The following is a 17103-nucleotide window of genomic DNA, read 5'->3' as shown; positions in this document are numbered from 1 at the left end:
CCTCCGTAATATTGTTATAACAATTCAGGCAGCAGCACTTCACTTTTTAACTGCTGATATTGATTGAACTGTACCGTATCATTGTCGTTAATTGGCAGAATACAGCTGGCCACCGAAAAATAAGGTGGAAAACCATCTGTCACTACCTCGCTATTGAAACTAATCACATCCCAGCTTTGAGGGTTTAATTTATTCAACAGAGCGGAGAATATATTGAACACTATTAGTTCCGAGTGCAAGTTAGTTTCAATGCTCACATAAGAACTCTGCTCCTGAGGAGTAATATGAATAGTCATATATTTATCCTCCCACAGGCCATTTATTGAGTAACCGAAGGGACTAAACAAATGATCATCAAAGGTAAAACTCGGAAATAATGCTTCGAGTCCTAACATCTGGCGGATCTGTTCACAACTCTGCCTGTCACTCCTAAGATAATCAGCCACCGCCCCTTTTATATGGTACATAAGCAGCTCATTATTGGATTTTGGCACAAGCGCAGGACAAACCGTTTCTGTAGCAAAGAGATAATGATGATGGGTATCTAAATGACCGATCCGATATGCAGCACCGGACAATTTAGACCTAAGTCGTAAAAGATCTTCACTAAAACAGCTGGCTTGCAAATGGGAAAGGTATTCACTCTTACGTTGGTAAGTGACAGAAGCTATCGCTAACAGCCCCAGTTTATCGACACATAAGATCACCGCATCAATTAACCTTGTGTTACCACAGGTCAACATTAACAACTTATCGTCCCAGACAAATAAGCAAGACTCGCTAAGTAAATAGGCATCACAGAACTCATTACTCATTTTCGAGAGTATTTCTGCATTAGCACTGGCTACCACGTCAACCCAAAACTTATCATCGAGAAGACGTAACGAATTTGTTGAAGTCGATACTCGTACTTCTACTCTTTTTTCTGACCCTTCAAAAAACATCTGTAGGCTTACCCAATATCAAGCCCTTAACGGGCCTGATTTATCTAGATACGATAGAGTATATAATTAATTTTTATGAGAAATCTTCAAGATAGGTATACCCTTTTAAGCCCAATTGCAGCTCTTCAAGTATATGTGCTCTCTCATCTTCCTGAATATGCTTGTTCACTAACTCTTCATAAGTGCGCATAAATGATACGGCATCTAAATTAACGTATCTCAGCACATCTGCCACCGTATCACCGGCTAATACCGACTCAATGTTAGTACGACCATCATCATCTAAGCGAATAACTGCAGAGTTTGTATCCCCAAATAGGTTATGCATATCACCTAAAATCTCTTGGTATGCGCCCACAAGGAAAAAGCCAATAAGGTAAGGGCTCTCTGCACTCCATGCCGGTACTGGCAGTGTCGTTTCAATGCCTTGGCCATCAACATATTGATCTATGGTGCCATCGGAATCACAGGTGATGTCCAATATCACAGCACGACGCTCTGGCGCTTTATCAAGACCAGAAAGCGGCATGATCGGGAACACCTGATCGATACCCCAAGCATCAGGTAGAGATTGAAACAAAGAAAAATTAACGAAAAATTTATCGGCTAACTTTTCTGTCAATTCATCGATAATAGGACGGTGGAAGCGATATTTACTGCTCATCACACCTTGAAGCTCATGACAAAGCCTCAAGTTTACCTGCTCAGCCCAAGCACGCTCAGTTAAACTCAATTGACCTAAAGCAAACAGGGAGTGAACTTCCGTCAAATCGCTCTGGCAATCGTGGTAAATCTCAATTAAAGCACGTTGATCTGCCCTGCCACTGATCTCGTTCCAAGATTGCCACATATTCTGCAATAACTGCGGAGCATCTTCAGATGGAGGTTGAATATCTTCAGGTTTGTAAGCTTCTATACCAATAACATCAGTGATCAATACAGCATGATGCGCTGTCAGATAACGGCCAGATTCTGAGATAATTCTCGGCATCGGCTGTTCGTATTCGTTGCAAAGGTCGGTCAACACACTGACAATATTATTTGCGTACTCAGTTAAGCCATAGTTCATCGAACTTGAGTTCTGACTGCGGGTACCGTCATAATCGACAGCAAGTCCACCACCGACATCGAAGCATTTAACGTTAGTACCGAGCTTTTGCAGCTCACAATAAAAACGCCCCGCTTCACTCACACCTTGGCGAATATCACGAATATTAGCAATTTGAGAGCCTAAATGGAAATGCAATAATTGCAGAGAGTCCAGCATATCTTCATGCTTTAAAGACTCAATTACAGTTAATACCTGCGAAGCTGAAAGCCCAAATTTAGACTTCTCACCACCACTGGCTTGCCATTTTCCTTTGCCTTGAAACGCAAGGCGTACGCGTAAACCCAGACGGGGCGTTACGCCCAGTTTTTTAGATTCTTCTAGTACCGTTTTAAGCTCAGACAGCTTTTCGAGCACGATATAAACTTTATGACCGAGTTTTTCACCAATCAATGCAAGACGGATATATTCAATATCCTTATATCCGTTACAGATGATCACTGAACTCGCTTTCTGTGCCATAGCCAATACGGCCATCAACTCAGGTTTACTGCCTGCTTCTAAGCCCAATTGAGGTACTTCTTTCTCAACCTGACTTGCCAAAATTTCCTCAACAACCGTTTGCTGTTGATTGACTTTAATAGGATAAACTAACAGATAGTCCGCTTGATATTGATACTTTTGTATTGCTTGGTTGAACGCCTGGCATACGCTATTGACTCTGTGATGCAAAATCTGCGGGAATCTAACCAACACAGGTAGGGCGACACCTGAATTAACCATATCCTTTGCCAGTTCATTGAGTCCGATACTGCACTCAGGTCGAGATGGATCAGGCGAAACAGTAGCTTCACCTTCGTCACTGATGCCATAGAGCCCCTGACTCCAATAATTAACGTTATACCCTGTGCGAGCATCATTAATAGACCAATTACTCATATCATTAAACCTATAAATAGTCATAGGACGTAACCTAATTCATCATTAGTTCACATCGATTTAGACCAAGGACCAGTGCCAGTGACCTTTATTAACTCACTCAGTCTCAATTACAACCTGAGTAACAGATTGAGGCAACAGTCATTAAACCAATAAAAATGGGGCGCAATTAAACACCCCAAACGATGATTATGCAAGACTAATTTATCGCATAACCACTGTTAAGTTTACGAATAACAGGGCCAACATTAACATGGAATTTTTTAAATGTGGCTGCTAATACGCCATTTTTAAGCAAAAACTGACATTAGCACTAAATCATCGCAAGATTATTGGCATTTTTTCCACTATAATCCGCAATCGAAGATATACCGTCAGCAATTGAGAATCACATGATACAGATAGGCAAAACCAGCACACTTGAAGTCGTTAAAATCGTTGAATTTGGCGTTTATTTAGATGGACAGGAACTAGGTCAAATACTGCTACCGACCAAGGTCATGCCAAAAGGGTGTAACTTAGGCGACATGCTAGAGGTATTTATCTATCTGGATTCAGAAGATAAGCTCATTGCTACCACACGTAAACCTTTAGCTGAAGTCGGCCAGTTTGCCTATTTAGAAGCCGTCTCTACTGGACAATTTGGTGCTTTTTTAAACTGGGGTTTAGACAAAGACTTATTACTTCCTTTTGGGGAACAGCACCGTGAAATAGAGGAAGGCCGCTCTTACCTTGTCTACATCTACCAAAGTCACGTCGATGACCGCATCGTCGCCTCTTCAAAAATCGATAGATTTCTCGACAGAGCACCACCACCTTATGATGCAGGCGAAGAGGTAAATCTCATTATTGGTGGGACGACGGATCTCGGTTACAAGGCGATAATTAATCACAGTCATTGGGGCGTAATTTTTAAGAATGAAGTGTTCCGTACACTGAGCTTTGGCCAACGAATGAAAGGCTTCGTTAAACAAGTTCGCTCTGATGACAAAATTGACCTTATGTTGCAAAAAGGGGTCAAGGAAGAGCTTGATAAGCATTCAACTACGATCATGTTTAAGCTTAAACAAGCGGGTGGTTTTCTACCATTAAATGATAAGACTGATGCAGATACCATATACGCCAAGCTATCTATGAGTAAGAAAGCTTTCAAGAAGAGCATTGGTGGTTTGTATAAAGCCAAACAGATCACCATCGCTATCGATGGAATCAGATTGGTTGACCAAGATTAAAGGGAGTTTGGTTAGTTATCAAGCAGTAGGGTGATATCTAGCATTACCCCCTTTGATTAAAAGCATGACTCTGTTATAACAAAGTCATGCTTTTTTTATGGATCATCAAAAATGAATTTATCGCTTCAGGAAGCTAGAGTCATTGGTTGTCTGCTTGAAAAAGAGATCACCACTCCAGATCAATACCCCTTATCGCTCAACTCGCTCATGTTAGCCTGCAATCAAAAATCAAGCCGTGATCCAGTTATGTCAATAACGGAAGCTGACACTCAGGCGGCTATCGACTCATTAATAAAGAAAAGACTTGTCACAGACCAAACTGGTTTTGGTTCTCGAGTCACTAAGTATAAACACCGGTTTTGTAATACTGAATTTAGCGATCTTCAATTCAACCCTGCTCAATTTGCTATTATCTGCTTGTTATTGCTTAGGGGACCCCAGACACCTGGCGAATTAAAAACTCGCAGCGGCCGTTTACACCAATTCAGTGAGCTAAGTGAGGTGGATCATGCCCTTATTTCGCTTATGCAAAAAGATCCCGCTTTGATTCATCAGTTGCCAAAAGAACCAGGAAGACGCGACTCTTGTTTTGAAGAGTTAATGTCAGATCAGATCAAAGGAGAGTCAGTCTCTTTATCCACTCAAAATAGAGCAGATAAAACCGTAGCAACTCAAGATAACACCGAGATAGAAGTGTTATCTGCAAGAGTCAGCGTACTGGAGCAAAACGTGAAACGCTTAACCGACGCGCTCCAAGATCTACTTGAATAATGTGCTCTTAAGCTCATAACAGCTAGATTAAGCAAACAGGTAAACTGGCATCCTATCGTCATATTACGTTACGATATGGAACTGTTTTACCCACTACTTGTCCATAAATGAACACCACCCCCAGATTTAGGCAGCTAAGACTCACTCATATCGTGTCTACATCAGCGTAAAAACAATAAGGGAATACTTTGGAATCTCACACAACACCCAGTATGGTGAGAAACACACTTATACTGGCAAAATTTGAACTCAAAAAACTCCTCTTTAATCCAAGAGGCTTAATCTCACTGTTCGCCTTTGCATTGGTATGGTTATTGATCCTTCTTTATCCTATCAGCAGTGCCTCCAGTTTTCTGTTAACAGAAGAGTTCAAACAACTGATTAGCGCCATGTTTGGCGAGAGTTCAATTAATGAGCTGTTTAAATGGGAAGTCGCCGAGATGGCGATATTCTGGATAGCGGCGCTCTACTTATTTCCGCTATTTAGCATCTTCGTATCGGCAGATCAGTTCGCCTCAGATAAACACAGAGGAACGTTCCGCTTCCTGACTTTACGAACAGGTCGCGACAGTATCTTTTTCGGACGATTTACAGGTCACATGCTAATCCAGTCGTTATTGCTGATACTGACAATACTTGCCACTGTCATATTGGCGATATCTAGAGATATGTCACTTCTGCTGCCAGCATTAACTTCCGGAGCCTTAGTGTTCATTAATTTGTTTATTATTTTACTGCCCTATACCGCCATGATGGCCATCCTCTCTTTGTATGCAAACACAGCCAGACAAGCCACTATTTACGCCATTCTTTTTTGGGCAATAAGTGCAATCATTATCGCCATTATTAATAGCCAACTCCCTTATCTTGCAGAACTTCTGCAGTGGGTACTTCCCGGAGCTCAGCTCAGTATGATGATCAATACCCAAGGGGTAGGAAGCTTTGCCTATGCCCCAATCCCATTAGTTCAAGCCGCTGTACTGCTATTCTTGGGTCGTAACTTTATGAAGAGGAGTTCACTATGAGCTTGATTAAATGTGAACAATTAAGTAAATCTTATGGCAGTAAACAAGCCCTTAATAAGGTAACAATTGAACTAAAAGCCGGCTCCCCTATTGCGCTCGTAGGTCCTAACGGCGCAGGTAAAACAACCTTATTTAGTTTACTGTGTGGCTACCTTTTACCTAGCTCAGGCTCCGTCACTATCATGGGAGAAAAGCCAGGCAGTGCCAATTTACTCGGCAAGGTTTCTTCTCTGCCTCAAGACGCCACCTTAGATCCTAATCTCAACTTAATCAGTCAGTTTATCTTATTTGGCACCTTGCAAGGTCTGTCAGCAAAGGCAGCGAAAGACGAAGGAATGAGAGTTCTCACCTTAGTCGGACTTAGTGATGTCAGTGAACAAAAGCCACAATCGTTAAGCCATGGTATGAGTAAGCGAGCCTCTATCGCACAGGCATTAATTGGTTCTCCTCAACTGGTATTACTTGATGAACCCACGGCAGGCCTCGATCCAGCTAACGCCAAAGTTGTTCGAGATCTGGTTAAGTCTCTTTCAGGCATTATCACTTTTGTCATCAGTTCACATAACTTGGATGAATTAGAGAAGCTCTGTGATCAAGTTATCTATCTAGATCAAGGCAAACTAGGCCGTTCGGTTTCCATACAAGAAAACTTGATCGATGAATACATTACAGTTTCAATGCAAACTTGCGATATAACACAGTTTATCGATGAAATTTCAGCGTTGAATGGAGTGAACTCCGTCACTCAAAAGCAGGAAAATGAATTCTTAATTCACTATTCTGCCGATGATGTTATTAACCTTGAAATACAATTATTTCAATTATTTTCACACAATGACTGGCGATATAGGGCCATACTTAAAGGCAGAAGCTTGGAAGATAAGTTGTTCTCTTAAGCCTATAATACCAACCGATATTGGCTATTCATGCACTTTCAAAGGCATCACATTTTGTGATGCCTTTCTATACCAATTACATTAAATATATCATCAATTCAGAGGCGCTCAAGTTTTCAATACAAGGCCCATTGATGAAAGAATGATTACTCCTTTTTAAGTCAAAACAGAAGTGGAATATTTGAGAGCCTCCCGCAGGGCGGGTTTCAAAGTCCTGGATACTGCGTTGAATGATTTAGATATACGACTACATGGTTTATTTTGTTCCATACAAAATGAGACATTTCCTCCGTCCATGAAGGTCAGATGTGGTACATGTCTATATTGCACGATTATAGGGATATAGGAGGTAGAGCATTGTCAGGAACAAATACCGAGGAGCAATAAATAGACCTGACATTCAGCGCTTTGAATTCCCGCTGAATGAACAGATACTTAATATAATTGGTATAATATGAAGAGGTTAAGTGAAGAAAAATATCAGTTTATTTGACACAAAAAAAAGCTGCGATAAATCGCAGCTCTTAAGAATTCTTTAGGATTAACTATAAGCTAATCAAAGGCATAAGCTTAAACGACAGTAACGTTCTCAGCTTGTGGACCTTTCTGACCTTGAGTCACAGTGAATTGTACTTTCTGACCTTCGTCAAGAGTTTTGAAACCGTCAGAGTTGATTGCACGGAAGTGAACAAAAACATCTGGACCAGACTCTTGCTCGATAAATCCAAAACCTTTATCAGAGTTGAACCACTTAACAACGCCAGTAACTTGAGACATGATATAAATCCTGTAACTTAATAAAATATAGCCTATAACGGCAGTAGAGCTTGAAAATGCCGACATTTCTTATGTTAACAGGACGAACAAATCGTATTGGAACATGAAATAAATGCAAATTTCGAGCTGCAACTACTATAAATCATTCTGGGGGTATGTCAACGGTGAATTATCTTTTTACTGAGTTATCTGAAGCTTGGGATTGATTTACTTCAAAGCAAAAAATAGCGCTCAGTAACAAAAAAAACGGTCTTTTAAACCGCCCTAAAGACCTCAATTTTAAAGTCTAATTCACATTTAAGCCCTTCAGTCACCAGCTTGGATTTCTGTTCGTCGGTGAGCTTCCAACTGTAGGGCGTCATGTTGAGAAAGTGACTGATATCGATTTCATTTTCTAAAATCATTATCGATTCCAAATTTTCACGGTGCAATAGCTCAAATCCTTGAATATGACTGCTCTCACTCATGTGCGGTTTAGGATCAGCATAAATTAACTGTTTCAGCGCAAAATGGTGATGCTTACCTGCTGAAGCGGTAATCAATATCCCACCCTTGTTGATGACACGCCTAAGCTCTTCATCTAAAGAGGGCGCATAAATACGCAACATAAGATCGAAACTTTCATCTGCAAACGGCATTTCAAAGGCACTGGCAACACAAAAATCGATCGCTTTATATCGCTTAGAAGCATACTTTAATGCCGACTTAGAGATATCTAACCCCAACAGTTTAAATTCACCTAACTCTGACAAAGCCTCTTGCAAACGATGACTGTAATAGCCTTCCCCACAACCGATATCTAAACCGATTCGTGCATCCTTACCATGTGAACATGCAAGTTCATTAATTCGATCGCTTAACCCCTGATAATGCCCCTTGTTTAAAAACTCTCTTCGAGCAAACATCATCTCTTTATTGTCACCAGGATCCTTAGAGCCCTTATTCTGCACGGGCAACAAATTAACATACCCCTCTTTAGCACAATCAAACCTATGGTTACTTGGACAATACCAAGTATTCTCTTGTAACGTTAAGGTTTGCTTACATATTGGGCACAGGTATTTCATTATCTCTTCCATCGAATTGTAGATAAACTAGGCTAATCAATCTTCATCTTTAATGAGCTGTTGAACCATCTCATTAATTGCCGTCGTTGATAGCAGCCTATAATACTCTAACTGTCTGGATTGCAGATCATGTTTTTGCTCATGGTTAGCGGATGTTTGCCAATTTAGGCGTTCGACAGAATGATGATAACGCTGAGACAACCATTGTTTTTTCTTAATAAGCTGGGCATCTATATCAGAGATTTTGTCATTCAATTCTGGATGACCACAAACTTCAGCACTGACACTAAAACGTAAGAGCTTTCTTCTAACATTCTCCACATCACAAATTTCTAGCAGTAATTGCTGACTTGAGAGTTCATAACTGACATCTTTTGCCACCAAAGCCTCTGCGATTAATAACTCTTTGGGGCCATGAAACAAACGCCTATCTTTCTCTAGCGGTACCAACTGCCATTGAGGCTCGTTTTCAAGTGCTACATCGGCATGCTCAGTAAATGAAACTGTAATATCTACCCCTGCTTTTAAATCTTGAGCACACATAATTGGTGATACTCCTAAGCCAGGAAATAGTCGCCATCCTTGCCCTACTCCGCGGGATAAAACCGACAGAGCTTTATGTTCATCTAAAGGATATGATTCGACATTGACAGACAAGAATGGATGCAATCTCACCATGATAGACAGAGCATCAGGTGTTATTGACACAACAATAAACTCACCAATATGTCCACTCATCACTTGAAGCAGACAAAAATCGGCGGTACTTTCATGCAAACTCACTTTCAACCGACACCTTTTATCTATGGTGATAATCTCTGGTTGAGTTAATAAGGGTTCAAACATACTACACCTCTAATTGAGGAAAGATTGTACCTTGCTTCTAATACTTGCACCAGCCATCTAACTAATTCAAACTTAAGACTTAGTATGAAATCTTCATTTAAGGAAAAGCCACCGACACCTTCACATATTCGCGTTATGTCCATTCATCATCAGCCACTACATTTCGTTCTATATCCATTGTAAGTCCACCATTTCATATGGCTGACAGTTCAATTCAAAAAAATCTAAACCATAGTATCTGAAATCGGCCTTACCTCCCTATTGATGACTAAGGACAAACCACTAAATACAATGCTATGATTAGCCAAAATAACCTCCAAAAGCCTTCATCTATGTCTTCAAGCGCGACCCCCACTATCTTCTGGCACGATTATGAAACATTCGGTGCCAATCCGGCTAAAGACAGACCTTCACAGTTTGCAGGGATCCGAACCGATTATGATCTCAATATTATTGGTGAGCCTGAAACATTTTATTGCAAAGTCGCCAATGATTACCTGCCATCACCTGAAGCAATCTTAATCACAGGGATCACTCCTCAATTAGCTAATTTAAAAGGGATACCAGAAGCTGAATTTATTGGCAAAATTCACACTCTATTTTCTCAAGCTAATACCTGTGTTGCCGGCTATAACTCTATTCGATTTGACGATGAAGTATCTCGCTATGGTTTCTATCGAAACTTTTATGATCCCTACGCTCGAGAGTGGCAACAAGGTAACTCCCGATGGGATATAATAGACCTCGTCAGAGCTTGTTATGCCTTCAGGCCTGAAGGCATTGAATGGCCTCAAAAAGAGGATGGTTCTCCTAGCTTTAAACTCGAGCACCTGACACAAGCGAATGGTTTGAGTCACGAGAAGGCCCATGATGCCATGTCAGATGTTTACGCCACTATCGATATGGCAAAGCTGATTAAAGAGAAACAACCAAAGCTATTTGATTACTTCTTTGGACTAAGAAAAAAACAAGAAGTATCAAAGCTAATTGATGTGCTCAACATGCAACCTCTTATCCATGTCAGTTCAAAGATCAGCTCACTTCATGGCTGCACCACCATCATTGCGCCAGTAGCCCATCATTCAACCAATAAAAATGCCATCATCTGCGTAAACTTGGCCATGGATATCACGCCTCTGATTGAACTGGATGTAGAGCAAATAAGAGAACGCATGTATACCAGACGTGCTGATCTTGCTCCCGATGAGCTCCCCATCAGTGTTAAGCAAGTACATATCAATAAATGTCCTTTTATTGCGTCGACAAAAATATTAACCGATGAGAACGCACAGCGACTCGATATCGATAAAGTCTTTGCCAGAGAGCAGTATAAATTACTTAAGCAACACCCTGAATTAAGGGAAAAGCTAGTGTCCGTATTTGACGTTGAATATGAATCTAGTTCGACAGATCCTGATCTACAACTTTATAGCGGTGGATTCTTTAGCTCAGCCGACAAAGCTAAGATGGAAATCATCCGTCATACGTTACCGCAAAACTTAGCCGCCCTTGAACTACACTTCGATGATAGTCGACTTAAAGAGATGCTCTTTAGGTATCGTGGCCGTAATTACCCTGAACTCTTTGATGATTCAGAGTCGATGAGATGGAGAGAGTTCTGTCAAAACAGGCTTAATGATCCTGACTATATGTTCAAGCTAGAAAATTTGGTTAATGAAACATCACAAAATGAAGACAAACAGAAACTACTGACAGCTTTATGTCATTACCTTAGTAACTTATAAGGTGTAAATCGCTAAATGAGATAGCGATCTCATTAAGAATGCACACCCATTACTAAACTGTGGTTCATTAGCTTAACAATTATAGGATCTAGAATATGCAAGATAGATTTATAAAGTGCATAGCTCAGTTACCAAAATCGTTATCAGATGCATTAATACCTCTGCTTAATACTGACTTTGCAGGACATATTGATGCTCAACAACTCACTATGCTAGCGAGTAAAAGTCAATTAGAGGAGAATGAACTTCTTCTGGCGCTACTGCCGATTGCAGCAGCACTTGCTAAGCCACCTATCAGTGAATTTCATGTTGGTGCTATCGCCAAAGGCAAAAGCGGCGATATCTACATGGGCGCGAACCTAGAACTTTGCGGTGAAGCGCTGTTTCACTCTGTTCATGCGGAGCAAAGTGCCATCAGTCATGCTTGGCTCAACGGCGAACGTCAGATTTTAGATGTCATTGTGAACTTCTCTCCATGTGGTCACTGCCGCCAGTTTATGAATGAGATGGTAGAAGGACAAAAGGTCGTGATCCACCTACCAGAGCAAAAGGCTCAACCCTTATCCCATTACCTTCCCTATGCATTTGGTCCGAGTGATCTCAATGTCACAGAACCATTGTTATCTAAGCAGCAACATGAACTCAGCTTAGATAGTTCAGATCCAATGATTATCGAAGCTTTGGATCATGCAGGTTTAAGCTATGCACCCTATACCAACTGCTACGCAGCCGTAGTGTTGGAAACTAAAGATGGTGCAACTTACTGTGGTCGCTATGCTGAAAATGCAGCTTTTAATCCTTCGATGTTACCGATGCAGATGGCACTCTCAACCATGGCAAGACATAATCGAGAGTTCAGTGAAATAAACCGCGCGGTGCTGATCGAATCAGCTCATGGCAAAATCTCTTTAGTTGGGGCTACGATGGACGCATTACATGCGGTAGCTGCGGTACAGTTAGAACATATTGTTTTAGAGCCTGCAGCCTAGCTCTCGCTTGATGTTTAACAAAAGGACTGTATTTTCAGTCCTTTTCGATATTCATTATTATCGATTCTTTTCAAGCCTAGCCAATAAACTTGAGGTATCCCATCGGTTACCTCCGCTTGCCTGAACTTCAGAGTAAAATTGATCAACCAGTGCAGTAAGTGGTAATCGTGAACCATTTTTACGGGCTTCATTTAGTGCAATATTGAGATCTTTTCGCATCCAATCGACAGCAAATCCTAAGTTATACTCTCCCTGCCACATGGTTTGATAGCGGTTTTCCATCTGCCAAGACTGCGCAGCACCTTTACTTATCACCGCAACGACTTTCTCGCCATCGAGTCCAGCATTACGGGCAAAATGAAGCCCTTCTGCCAAGCCTTGCACCACACCTGCAATACAGATTTGGTTAACCATCTTAGTCAACTGACCTGCGCCTATTTCGCCCAGTAACTCAACACAAAGAGCATAGGCTTCTATGACAGGTTTCGTCCTTGCGAAAATGACTTCATCTCCGCCAGTCATTACCGTTAACTTGCCTTTTTCAGCACCAGCTTGTCCACCAGATACTGGTGCATCAAGAAAGCCAATCTGTTTAGTGGCTGCTAATGCACCTATCTCTCTGGCTACATCAGCAGATGCGGTGGTGTGATCAACCAAAATAGTCCCGATGCTCATTCCATTCAACACCCCAGTCTCACCTAAGATGACTTGACGAAGATCGTCATCATTGCCCACGCAAACAAAAACAAACTCTTTATCTTTAGCTGCTTCATATGGTGACAGTTCAGATGTCCCACCAAACTCAGCTTCCCAAGCATCGGCTCGTGCTTGAGTGCGGTTATAGACCGTCACTTCATGGCCATAGTTAACTAAGTGTCCCGCCATCGGATAACCCATTACGCCTAAGCCAATAAATGCTACTTTTGCCATTTTTATTCCTATTGAGTTGGATACAATTTTTAACGACGTAACTTTTCGAGTTAATTTTTATTAATCATACCTAAATGGGCAACACAATAATATGCTGTTTTATCCTATGAAAATGTCAAATATACCCTTGATTAGAGAACCTAATTTGAGACATAAAAAAAGACGCGTAAACGCGTCTTTTTTATATAAACTGATTAACATAAACGATTATTTAATGTGAGCTTCCATCTCCGCGCCTATTTTTTTGCGCATCTCCATCAAGCGTATTGCCGAATCCCTAAGGGCAATATCTTCATCGAACAGCGGTTTCCACTCAGGAACATCGGTAGGTTTACCTTCGTCATCGACAGCAACCATAATAACAATACAGTGTGTTGTTAAATAACGTTCAGGATGCTTAGGATCTCCCGCTTTCACATCGATTGCCAGATGCATTGAGGAACGACCGGTGTAAATAACTTTGGCACTGGTCTCGACAATATTACCCACATGAATAGGTTTTACAAACCGTATTCCGCCAGCATAAGCTGTGATGCAGTATTTACCGCTCCACGCAGCAGCGCAAGCATAAGCCGCGAGATCGATCCATTTCATCACTGCGCCGCCGTGAACTTTGCCACCAAAATTTACATCTGCGGGTTCAGCAAGAAATCTTAGGGTTACTTGGCGCTCTATTCCAGCCATAACTATCTCAAATTCATTTAGAATAATATTAATTGTACGACAAAAATTGAATAGACAGTACAAGTTATCTATTGATGAGTATCAGATCAGCCAAATTGTATCACTAACGCGCTTGAGAGTAGGATGATAGGTAATGCCAATCGATAGATCCACAACTGAGCGCTATCACTGATAAAACGTGATGCTTTGAAAACAACTGTTAAGCCAAAACCAACAAGAAAAAGCATCAACACTTCCACACCGGCACGTGTACTAATATTTCCACTTGTATATATAGCTGTGATCAACAGGGCAAACCAAACCACGGCAAACCCAGCCACTGCTAAGCTAAACGTTTTTACTCCAATCGACATTTTAGGGTGCTGTTGAGCAGATTCACCTCGGATCAATTCATTCAAATTAGCAGTTAAAGCGCCGACCAATGGCATTAATGGAACAACGATTAGGTTTAACATGTTAGATCTGTCCTGAGGCTATATTTTAAGAATCACAGTATCTGCCTATCTCATAAGGCTTCCAAGAGATTAATCGAATATGAACTAAGGTTAATCAAAAGGATATTTAGCGTTAATCTAAAAACAGATCTAACATAAAAAAGCGCCATATAGGCGCTTTTTCTCTTAAAAATCAGTATTAACGAATATTAACTTCAGGCTTTCTTAAATAGAAGAGAGCCGTTAGTACCACCAAAGCCAAATGAGTTACATAAGGCATACTCGAATTCATGTTTACGTGCAGAATGAGGCACAAAGTCGAGATCAAAACCCTCATCTGGATTGTCTAAGTTCAAGGTCGGTGGAATAATTTGGTCTCTAAGGGCAAGCAAAGTAATAATGGCCTCAACTGAACCCGCTGCACCTAATAAATGACCTGTCATAGACTTAGTTGAACTAACCAACAGATTATGTGCATGTTCGCCAAATACTGACTTGATCGCCGCCACTTCAGCTTTATCACCTGCTGGCGTCGAAGTACCATGAGCATTGATATAGCCAATCTGCTCTCTAGCAAGCTTTGCATCATTGATGGCATTGACCATAGCAGCCGCAGCACCTGCACCATCGGCTGGAGGCGATGTCATATGAAATGCATCACCACTCATACCAAAACCGACAAGCTCACCATAAATGGTTGCACCGCGGGCTTTGGCATGTTCATACTCTTCCAAAATCATCACACCAGCGCCGTCACCAATAACAAAACCATCACGGTCTTTATCCCAAGGACGGGAAGCCGCTTGTGGATCATCATTACGAGTCGACAACGCTTTCGCCGAGGCAAAACCTCCAACGGCGAGTGGGCAAGTTACATCTTCAGCGCCGCCTGCCACCATCACGTCTGCATCACCGTAAGCGATAGTTCTAGCTGCAAACCCAATATTATGCACACCTGTAGTACAGGCTGTTGTTACGGCAAAATTAGGACCTGTCATACCATATTTGATAGAAATGTGACCTGAGATCATGTTAATAATGGTACTGGGTACGAAAAATGGAGATATTTTACGAGGACCACCTTTTAATAAAGCGCTGTGTCCTTGCTCAATCAATGGCATACCACCCATACCAGAACCAATAGCAACACCGACTCTGGCAGGATCTATCTTATCCATATCCAGACCTGAATCAGTCACAGCTTGTATTCCTGCTGCCATGCCGTATTGAATAAAGAGATCCATCTTACGGGCATCTTTACGGGACATGTATTGCTCAGCATCAAAATCTTTGACTGAGCCGCTAAAACGAGTAGTGAACTCGCTAGCATCAAATTTGGTTATCGAGGTGATACCGCTTTTGCCAGCAAGCAGCGCTTCCCAACTTGAATCAACGGTATTACCTACTGGGGTGATCAGGCCAAGGCCTGTTACGACTACACGACGTTTAGACACGTTTTCACCTTTATGTACTGAGTTAAACATGATTGAAGTATCTATTTACTTCTAAATAATGTGAGTTCTGAGCCGTTAGAAATTAAAATACTAGTGAAGGGAACACGCAATTTCCAAGAGCCAGAAACAAAAACAGGCAGCATAAATGCTGCCTGTTTTCTAGAATTCAGGATTACTGATTCTTTGAAACGTAATCAACTGCTGCTTGAACAGTAGTGATCTTTTCAGCTTCTTCATCAGGGATCTCGGTATCAAACTCTTCTTCTAGAGCCATAACCAACTCAACCGTGTCCAGAGAATCTGCACCCAAGTCGTCAACGAAAGATGCAGCAGACTTAACGTCTTCCTCTTTAACACCTAGTTGCTCAATAATGATTTTCTTTACACGTTCTTCGATGTTGCTCATTAGTTTCTTTCCTATTCAAATTACGCACTTGCGTAAGATTGCGAGTAGTTTATTCAATTTGACACACATTGCAAGCTTAACTTTCGTGGTCTAACCACGAAAATGGCTCTATATTGACACTAAATATCAATAAAATAAAGTGCTGCCGCTTTTATATCACCCTTTAAACCATGTACATGCCACCATTTACATGGAGAGTTTCTCCAGTAATGTATGCAGCAGAGTCCGAAGCTAAAAATAGTACAGCACTGGCGATCTCTTGTGCTTGTCCAAGTCTCGCCATCGGCACCTGCGACATGATACCTTGCTGCTGCTCTTCAGTCAGCTCATCAGTCATGTCTGTCTGGATAAATCCAGGAGCAATAGCATTCACTGTTATTTGACGAGATGCAACCTCTCTTGCAAGAGATTTTGTAAATCCTATCAATCCAGCTTTAGCTGCGCAGTAGTTTGTTTGGCCTGGATTTCCCATAGAGCCTACAACAGAGCCTATATTGATAATGCGACCATGACGTTTTTTCATCATAGAACGCATAACGGCTTTTGAGGTGCGAAATATCGATGTTAAGTTGGTATCTATAATATCACCCCACTCATCTTCTTTCATCCGCATCAGTAAATTATCACGAGTAATACCAGCGTTGTTAACAAGAATACTAACATCGCCCTCTTTCTCTTTTATTGCAGCAAACAAATCAGTAACAGATTGGCTATCTGTTACATTCAAAACTAAGCCTAGACCATTATCACCTAAGTACTCTTGAATCGCAGCTGCGCCACGCTCACTCGTCGCGGTGCCAATAACTCTTGCACCTGCTGCTACTAGTGTTTCTGCAACCGCACGACCAATACCACGACTCGCACCAGTAACTAAAGCCACTTTTCCAGTTAAATCTATACTTACGCTCATTTAAAT

17 protein-coding genes are annotated in these 17103 nt (G+C 41.4%); 6 read left to right on the top strand and 11 right to left on the bottom strand.

Annotated elements, in window-relative coordinates; all coding sequences use genetic code 11:
- Nucleotides 1–14 precede the first annotated feature (14 nt).
- Together HWQ47_RS11290 and speA are read right to left on the bottom strand one after the other, a co-directional pair.
- The gene (locus HWQ47_RS11290) at nt 15–944 is read right to left on the bottom strand and encodes an adenosylmethionine decarboxylase (protein ID WP_269971212.1); all 930 of its coding nucleotides are present in this window, start codon (nt 942–944) and stop codon (nt 15–17) included.
- A 73-nt stretch (nt 945–1017) separates the two neighbouring features.
- Entirely contained in the window at nt 1018–2931 is a 1914-nt protein-coding gene (speA, locus tag HWQ47_RS11285; RefSeq protein ID WP_269971211.1) for a biosynthetic arginine decarboxylase, read from the bottom strand.
- 392 nt (nt 2932–3323) lie between these two features.
- Here speA and HWQ47_RS11280 point away from each other — a divergent pair, with 392 nt between their 5' ends.
- From HWQ47_RS11280 to HWQ47_RS11265, 4 genes are all read left to right on the top strand, one after another.
- Nucleotides 3324–4163 (top strand): CvfB family protein, encoded by an 840-nt coding sequence (locus tag HWQ47_RS11280; RefSeq protein ID WP_269971210.1) that lies wholly within the window; start codon nt 3324–3326, stop codon nt 4161–4163.
- A gap of 111 nt (nt 4164–4274) precedes the next feature.
- Nucleotides 4275–4934, top strand: coding sequence for a YceH family protein (locus tag HWQ47_RS11275; protein WP_269971209.1), 660 nt, complete (start codon nt 4275–4277; stop codon nt 4932–4934).
- A gap of 212 nt (nt 4935–5146) precedes the next feature.
- Nucleotides 5147–5959, top strand: coding sequence for an ABC transporter permease subunit (locus HWQ47_RS11270; protein WP_269971726.1), 813 nt, complete (start codon nt 5147–5149; stop codon nt 5957–5959).
- Nucleotides 5956–6855: an ABC transporter ATP-binding protein gene (locus HWQ47_RS11265; protein ID WP_269971208.1), complete on the top strand. Its 900-nt coding sequence runs from the start codon at nt 5956–5958 to the stop codon at nt 6853–6855. Before HWQ47_RS11270 ends, HWQ47_RS11265 begins: the two co-directional genes overlap by 4 nt.
- Nucleotides 6856–7425: 570 nt before the next feature.
- On the opposite strand, the gene HWQ47_RS11260 is transcribed toward HWQ47_RS11265, so the two are convergent.
- The 3 genes from HWQ47_RS11260 to HWQ47_RS11250 form a co-directional block, all read right to left on the bottom strand.
- Nucleotides 7426–7632 carry a cold-shock protein gene (locus HWQ47_RS11260; RefSeq protein WP_012155714.1) on the bottom strand — a complete coding sequence of 69 codons (207 nt, stop codon included), beginning with the start codon at nt 7630–7632 and terminating at the stop codon, nt 7426–7428.
- Between the two features lie 254 nt (nt 7633–7886).
- On the bottom strand, nt 7887–8699 hold the full coding sequence (gene rlmA / locus HWQ47_RS11255) for a 23S rRNA (guanine(745)-N(1))-methyltransferase (protein WP_269971207.1): 813 nt from the start codon (nt 8697–8699) through the stop codon (nt 7887–7889).
- Between the two features lie 36 nt (nt 8700–8735).
- Complete coding sequence (locus HWQ47_RS11250; protein ID WP_269971206.1) at nt 8736–9545, bottom strand: hypothetical protein; 810 nt, start codon at nt 9543–9545, stop codon at nt 8736–8738.
- Between the two features lie 332 nt (nt 9546–9877).
- Here HWQ47_RS11250 and sbcB point away from each other — a divergent pair, with 332 nt between their 5' ends.
- Nucleotides 9878–11290 carry an exodeoxyribonuclease I gene (gene sbcB / locus HWQ47_RS11245; RefSeq protein ID WP_269971205.1) on the top strand — a complete coding sequence of 471 codons (1413 nt, stop codon included), beginning with the start codon at nt 9878–9880 and terminating at the stop codon, nt 11288–11290.
- Nucleotides 11291–11385: 95 nt separating this feature from the next.
- Complete coding sequence (gene cdd / locus HWQ47_RS11240) at nt 11386–12279, top strand: cytidine deaminase (RefSeq protein ID WP_269971204.1); 894 nt, start codon at nt 11386–11388, stop codon at nt 12277–12279.
- Between the two features lie 57 nt (nt 12280–12336).
- Here the strand turns inward: cdd and HWQ47_RS11235 are convergent, their stop codons facing one another.
- The 6 genes from HWQ47_RS11235 to fabG all read right to left on the bottom strand — a co-directional run bounded on the left by HWQ47_RS11235 (nt 12337) and on the right by fabG (nt 17097).
- On the bottom strand, nt 12337–13209 hold the full coding sequence (locus HWQ47_RS11235; protein ID WP_269971203.1) for an NAD(P)-dependent oxidoreductase: 873 nt from the start codon (nt 13207–13209) through the stop codon (nt 12337–12339).
- A gap of 207 nt (nt 13210–13416) precedes the next feature.
- A complete protein-coding gene (locus tag HWQ47_RS11230) occupies nt 13417–13893 on the bottom strand; it encodes an acyl-CoA thioesterase (RefSeq protein ID WP_269971202.1) in 477 nt (158 codons plus the stop codon).
- 86 nt (nt 13894–13979) lie between these two features.
- Complete coding sequence (locus HWQ47_RS11225; protein WP_269971201.1) at nt 13980–14348, bottom strand: hypothetical protein; 369 nt, start codon at nt 14346–14348, stop codon at nt 13980–13982.
- 194 nt (nt 14349–14542) lie between these two features.
- Complete coding sequence (gene fabF / locus HWQ47_RS11220) at nt 14543–15781, bottom strand: beta-ketoacyl-ACP synthase II (protein ID WP_269971200.1); 1239 nt, start codon at nt 15779–15781, stop codon at nt 14543–14545.
- A gap of 172 nt (nt 15782–15953) precedes the next feature.
- Entirely contained in the window at nt 15954–16187 is a 234-nt protein-coding gene (gene acpP / locus HWQ47_RS11215; RefSeq protein ID WP_012324673.1) for an acyl carrier protein, read from the bottom strand.
- Between the two features lie 163 nt (nt 16188–16350).
- Nucleotides 16351–17097 (bottom strand): 3-oxoacyl-ACP reductase FabG, encoded by a 747-nt coding sequence (gene fabG, locus HWQ47_RS11210; protein ID WP_269971199.1) that lies wholly within the window; start codon nt 17095–17097, stop codon nt 16351–16353.
- Between the last annotated feature and the right edge of the window lie 6 nt (nt 17098–17103).

Origin of the sequence: Shewanella sp. MTB7 (assembly GCF_027571385.1) — a bacterium.
In the GTDB taxonomy this organism is placed as follows: domain Bacteria; phylum Pseudomonadota; class Gammaproteobacteria; order Enterobacterales; family Shewanellaceae; genus Shewanella.
Note: the sequence above shows the minus strand (reverse complement) of the source record. Positions and strands in the feature narration are given on the sequence as shown.

Bases quoted from the DNA above. Each gene is read 5' to 3' on its own strand.
- HWQ47_RS11290 (WP_269971212.1), bottom strand. From the start codon at position 944: ATGTTTTTTGAAGGGTCAGAAAAAAGAGTAGAAGTACGAGTATCGACT.
- speA (WP_269971211.1), bottom strand. From the start codon at position 2,931: ATGAGTAATTGGTCTATTAATGATGCTCGCACAGGGTATAACGTTAAT.
- HWQ47_RS11280 (WP_269971210.1), top strand. From the start codon at position 3,324: ATGATACAGATAGGCAAAACCAGCACACTTGAAGTCGTTAAAATCGTT.
- HWQ47_RS11275 (WP_269971209.1), top strand. From the start codon at position 4,275: ATGAATTTATCGCTTCAGGAAGCTAGAGTCATTGGTTGTCTGCTTGAA.
- HWQ47_RS11270 (WP_269971726.1), top strand. From the start codon at position 5,147: ATGGTGAGAAACACACTTATACTGGCAAAATTTGAACTCAAAAAACTC.
- HWQ47_RS11265 (WP_269971208.1), top strand. From the start codon at position 5,956: ATGAGCTTGATTAAATGTGAACAATTAAGTAAATCTTATGGCAGTAAA.
- HWQ47_RS11260 (WP_012155714.1), bottom strand. From the start codon at position 7,632: ATGTCTCAAGTTACTGGCGTTGTTAAGTGGTTCAACTCTGATAAAGGT.
- rlmA (WP_269971207.1), bottom strand. From the start codon at position 8,699: ATGAAATACCTGTGCCCAATATGTAAGCAAACCTTAACGTTACAAGAG.
- HWQ47_RS11250 (WP_269971206.1), bottom strand. From the start codon at position 9,545: ATGTTTGAACCCTTATTAACTCAACCAGAGATTATCACCATAGATAAA.
- sbcB (WP_269971205.1), top strand. From the start codon at position 9,878: ATGTCTTCAAGCGCGACCCCCACTATCTTCTGGCACGATTATGAAACA.
- cdd (WP_269971204.1), top strand. From the start codon at position 11,386: ATGCAAGATAGATTTATAAAGTGCATAGCTCAGTTACCAAAATCGTTA.
- HWQ47_RS11235 (WP_269971203.1), bottom strand. From the start codon at position 13,209: ATGGCAAAAGTAGCATTTATTGGCTTAGGCGTAATGGGTTATCCGATG.
- HWQ47_RS11230 (WP_269971202.1), bottom strand. From the start codon at position 13,893: ATGGCTGGAATAGAGCGCCAAGTAACCCTAAGATTTCTTGCTGAACCC.
- HWQ47_RS11225 (WP_269971201.1), bottom strand. From the start codon at position 14,348: ATGTTAAACCTAATCGTTGTTCCATTAATGCCATTGGTCGGCGCTTTA.
- acpP (WP_012324673.1), bottom strand. From the start codon at position 16,187: ATGAGCAACATCGAAGAACGTGTAAAGAAAATCATTATTGAGCAACTA.
- fabG (WP_269971199.1), bottom strand. From the start codon at position 17,097: ATGAGCGTAAGTATAGATTTAACTGGAAAAGTGGCTTTAGTTACTGGT.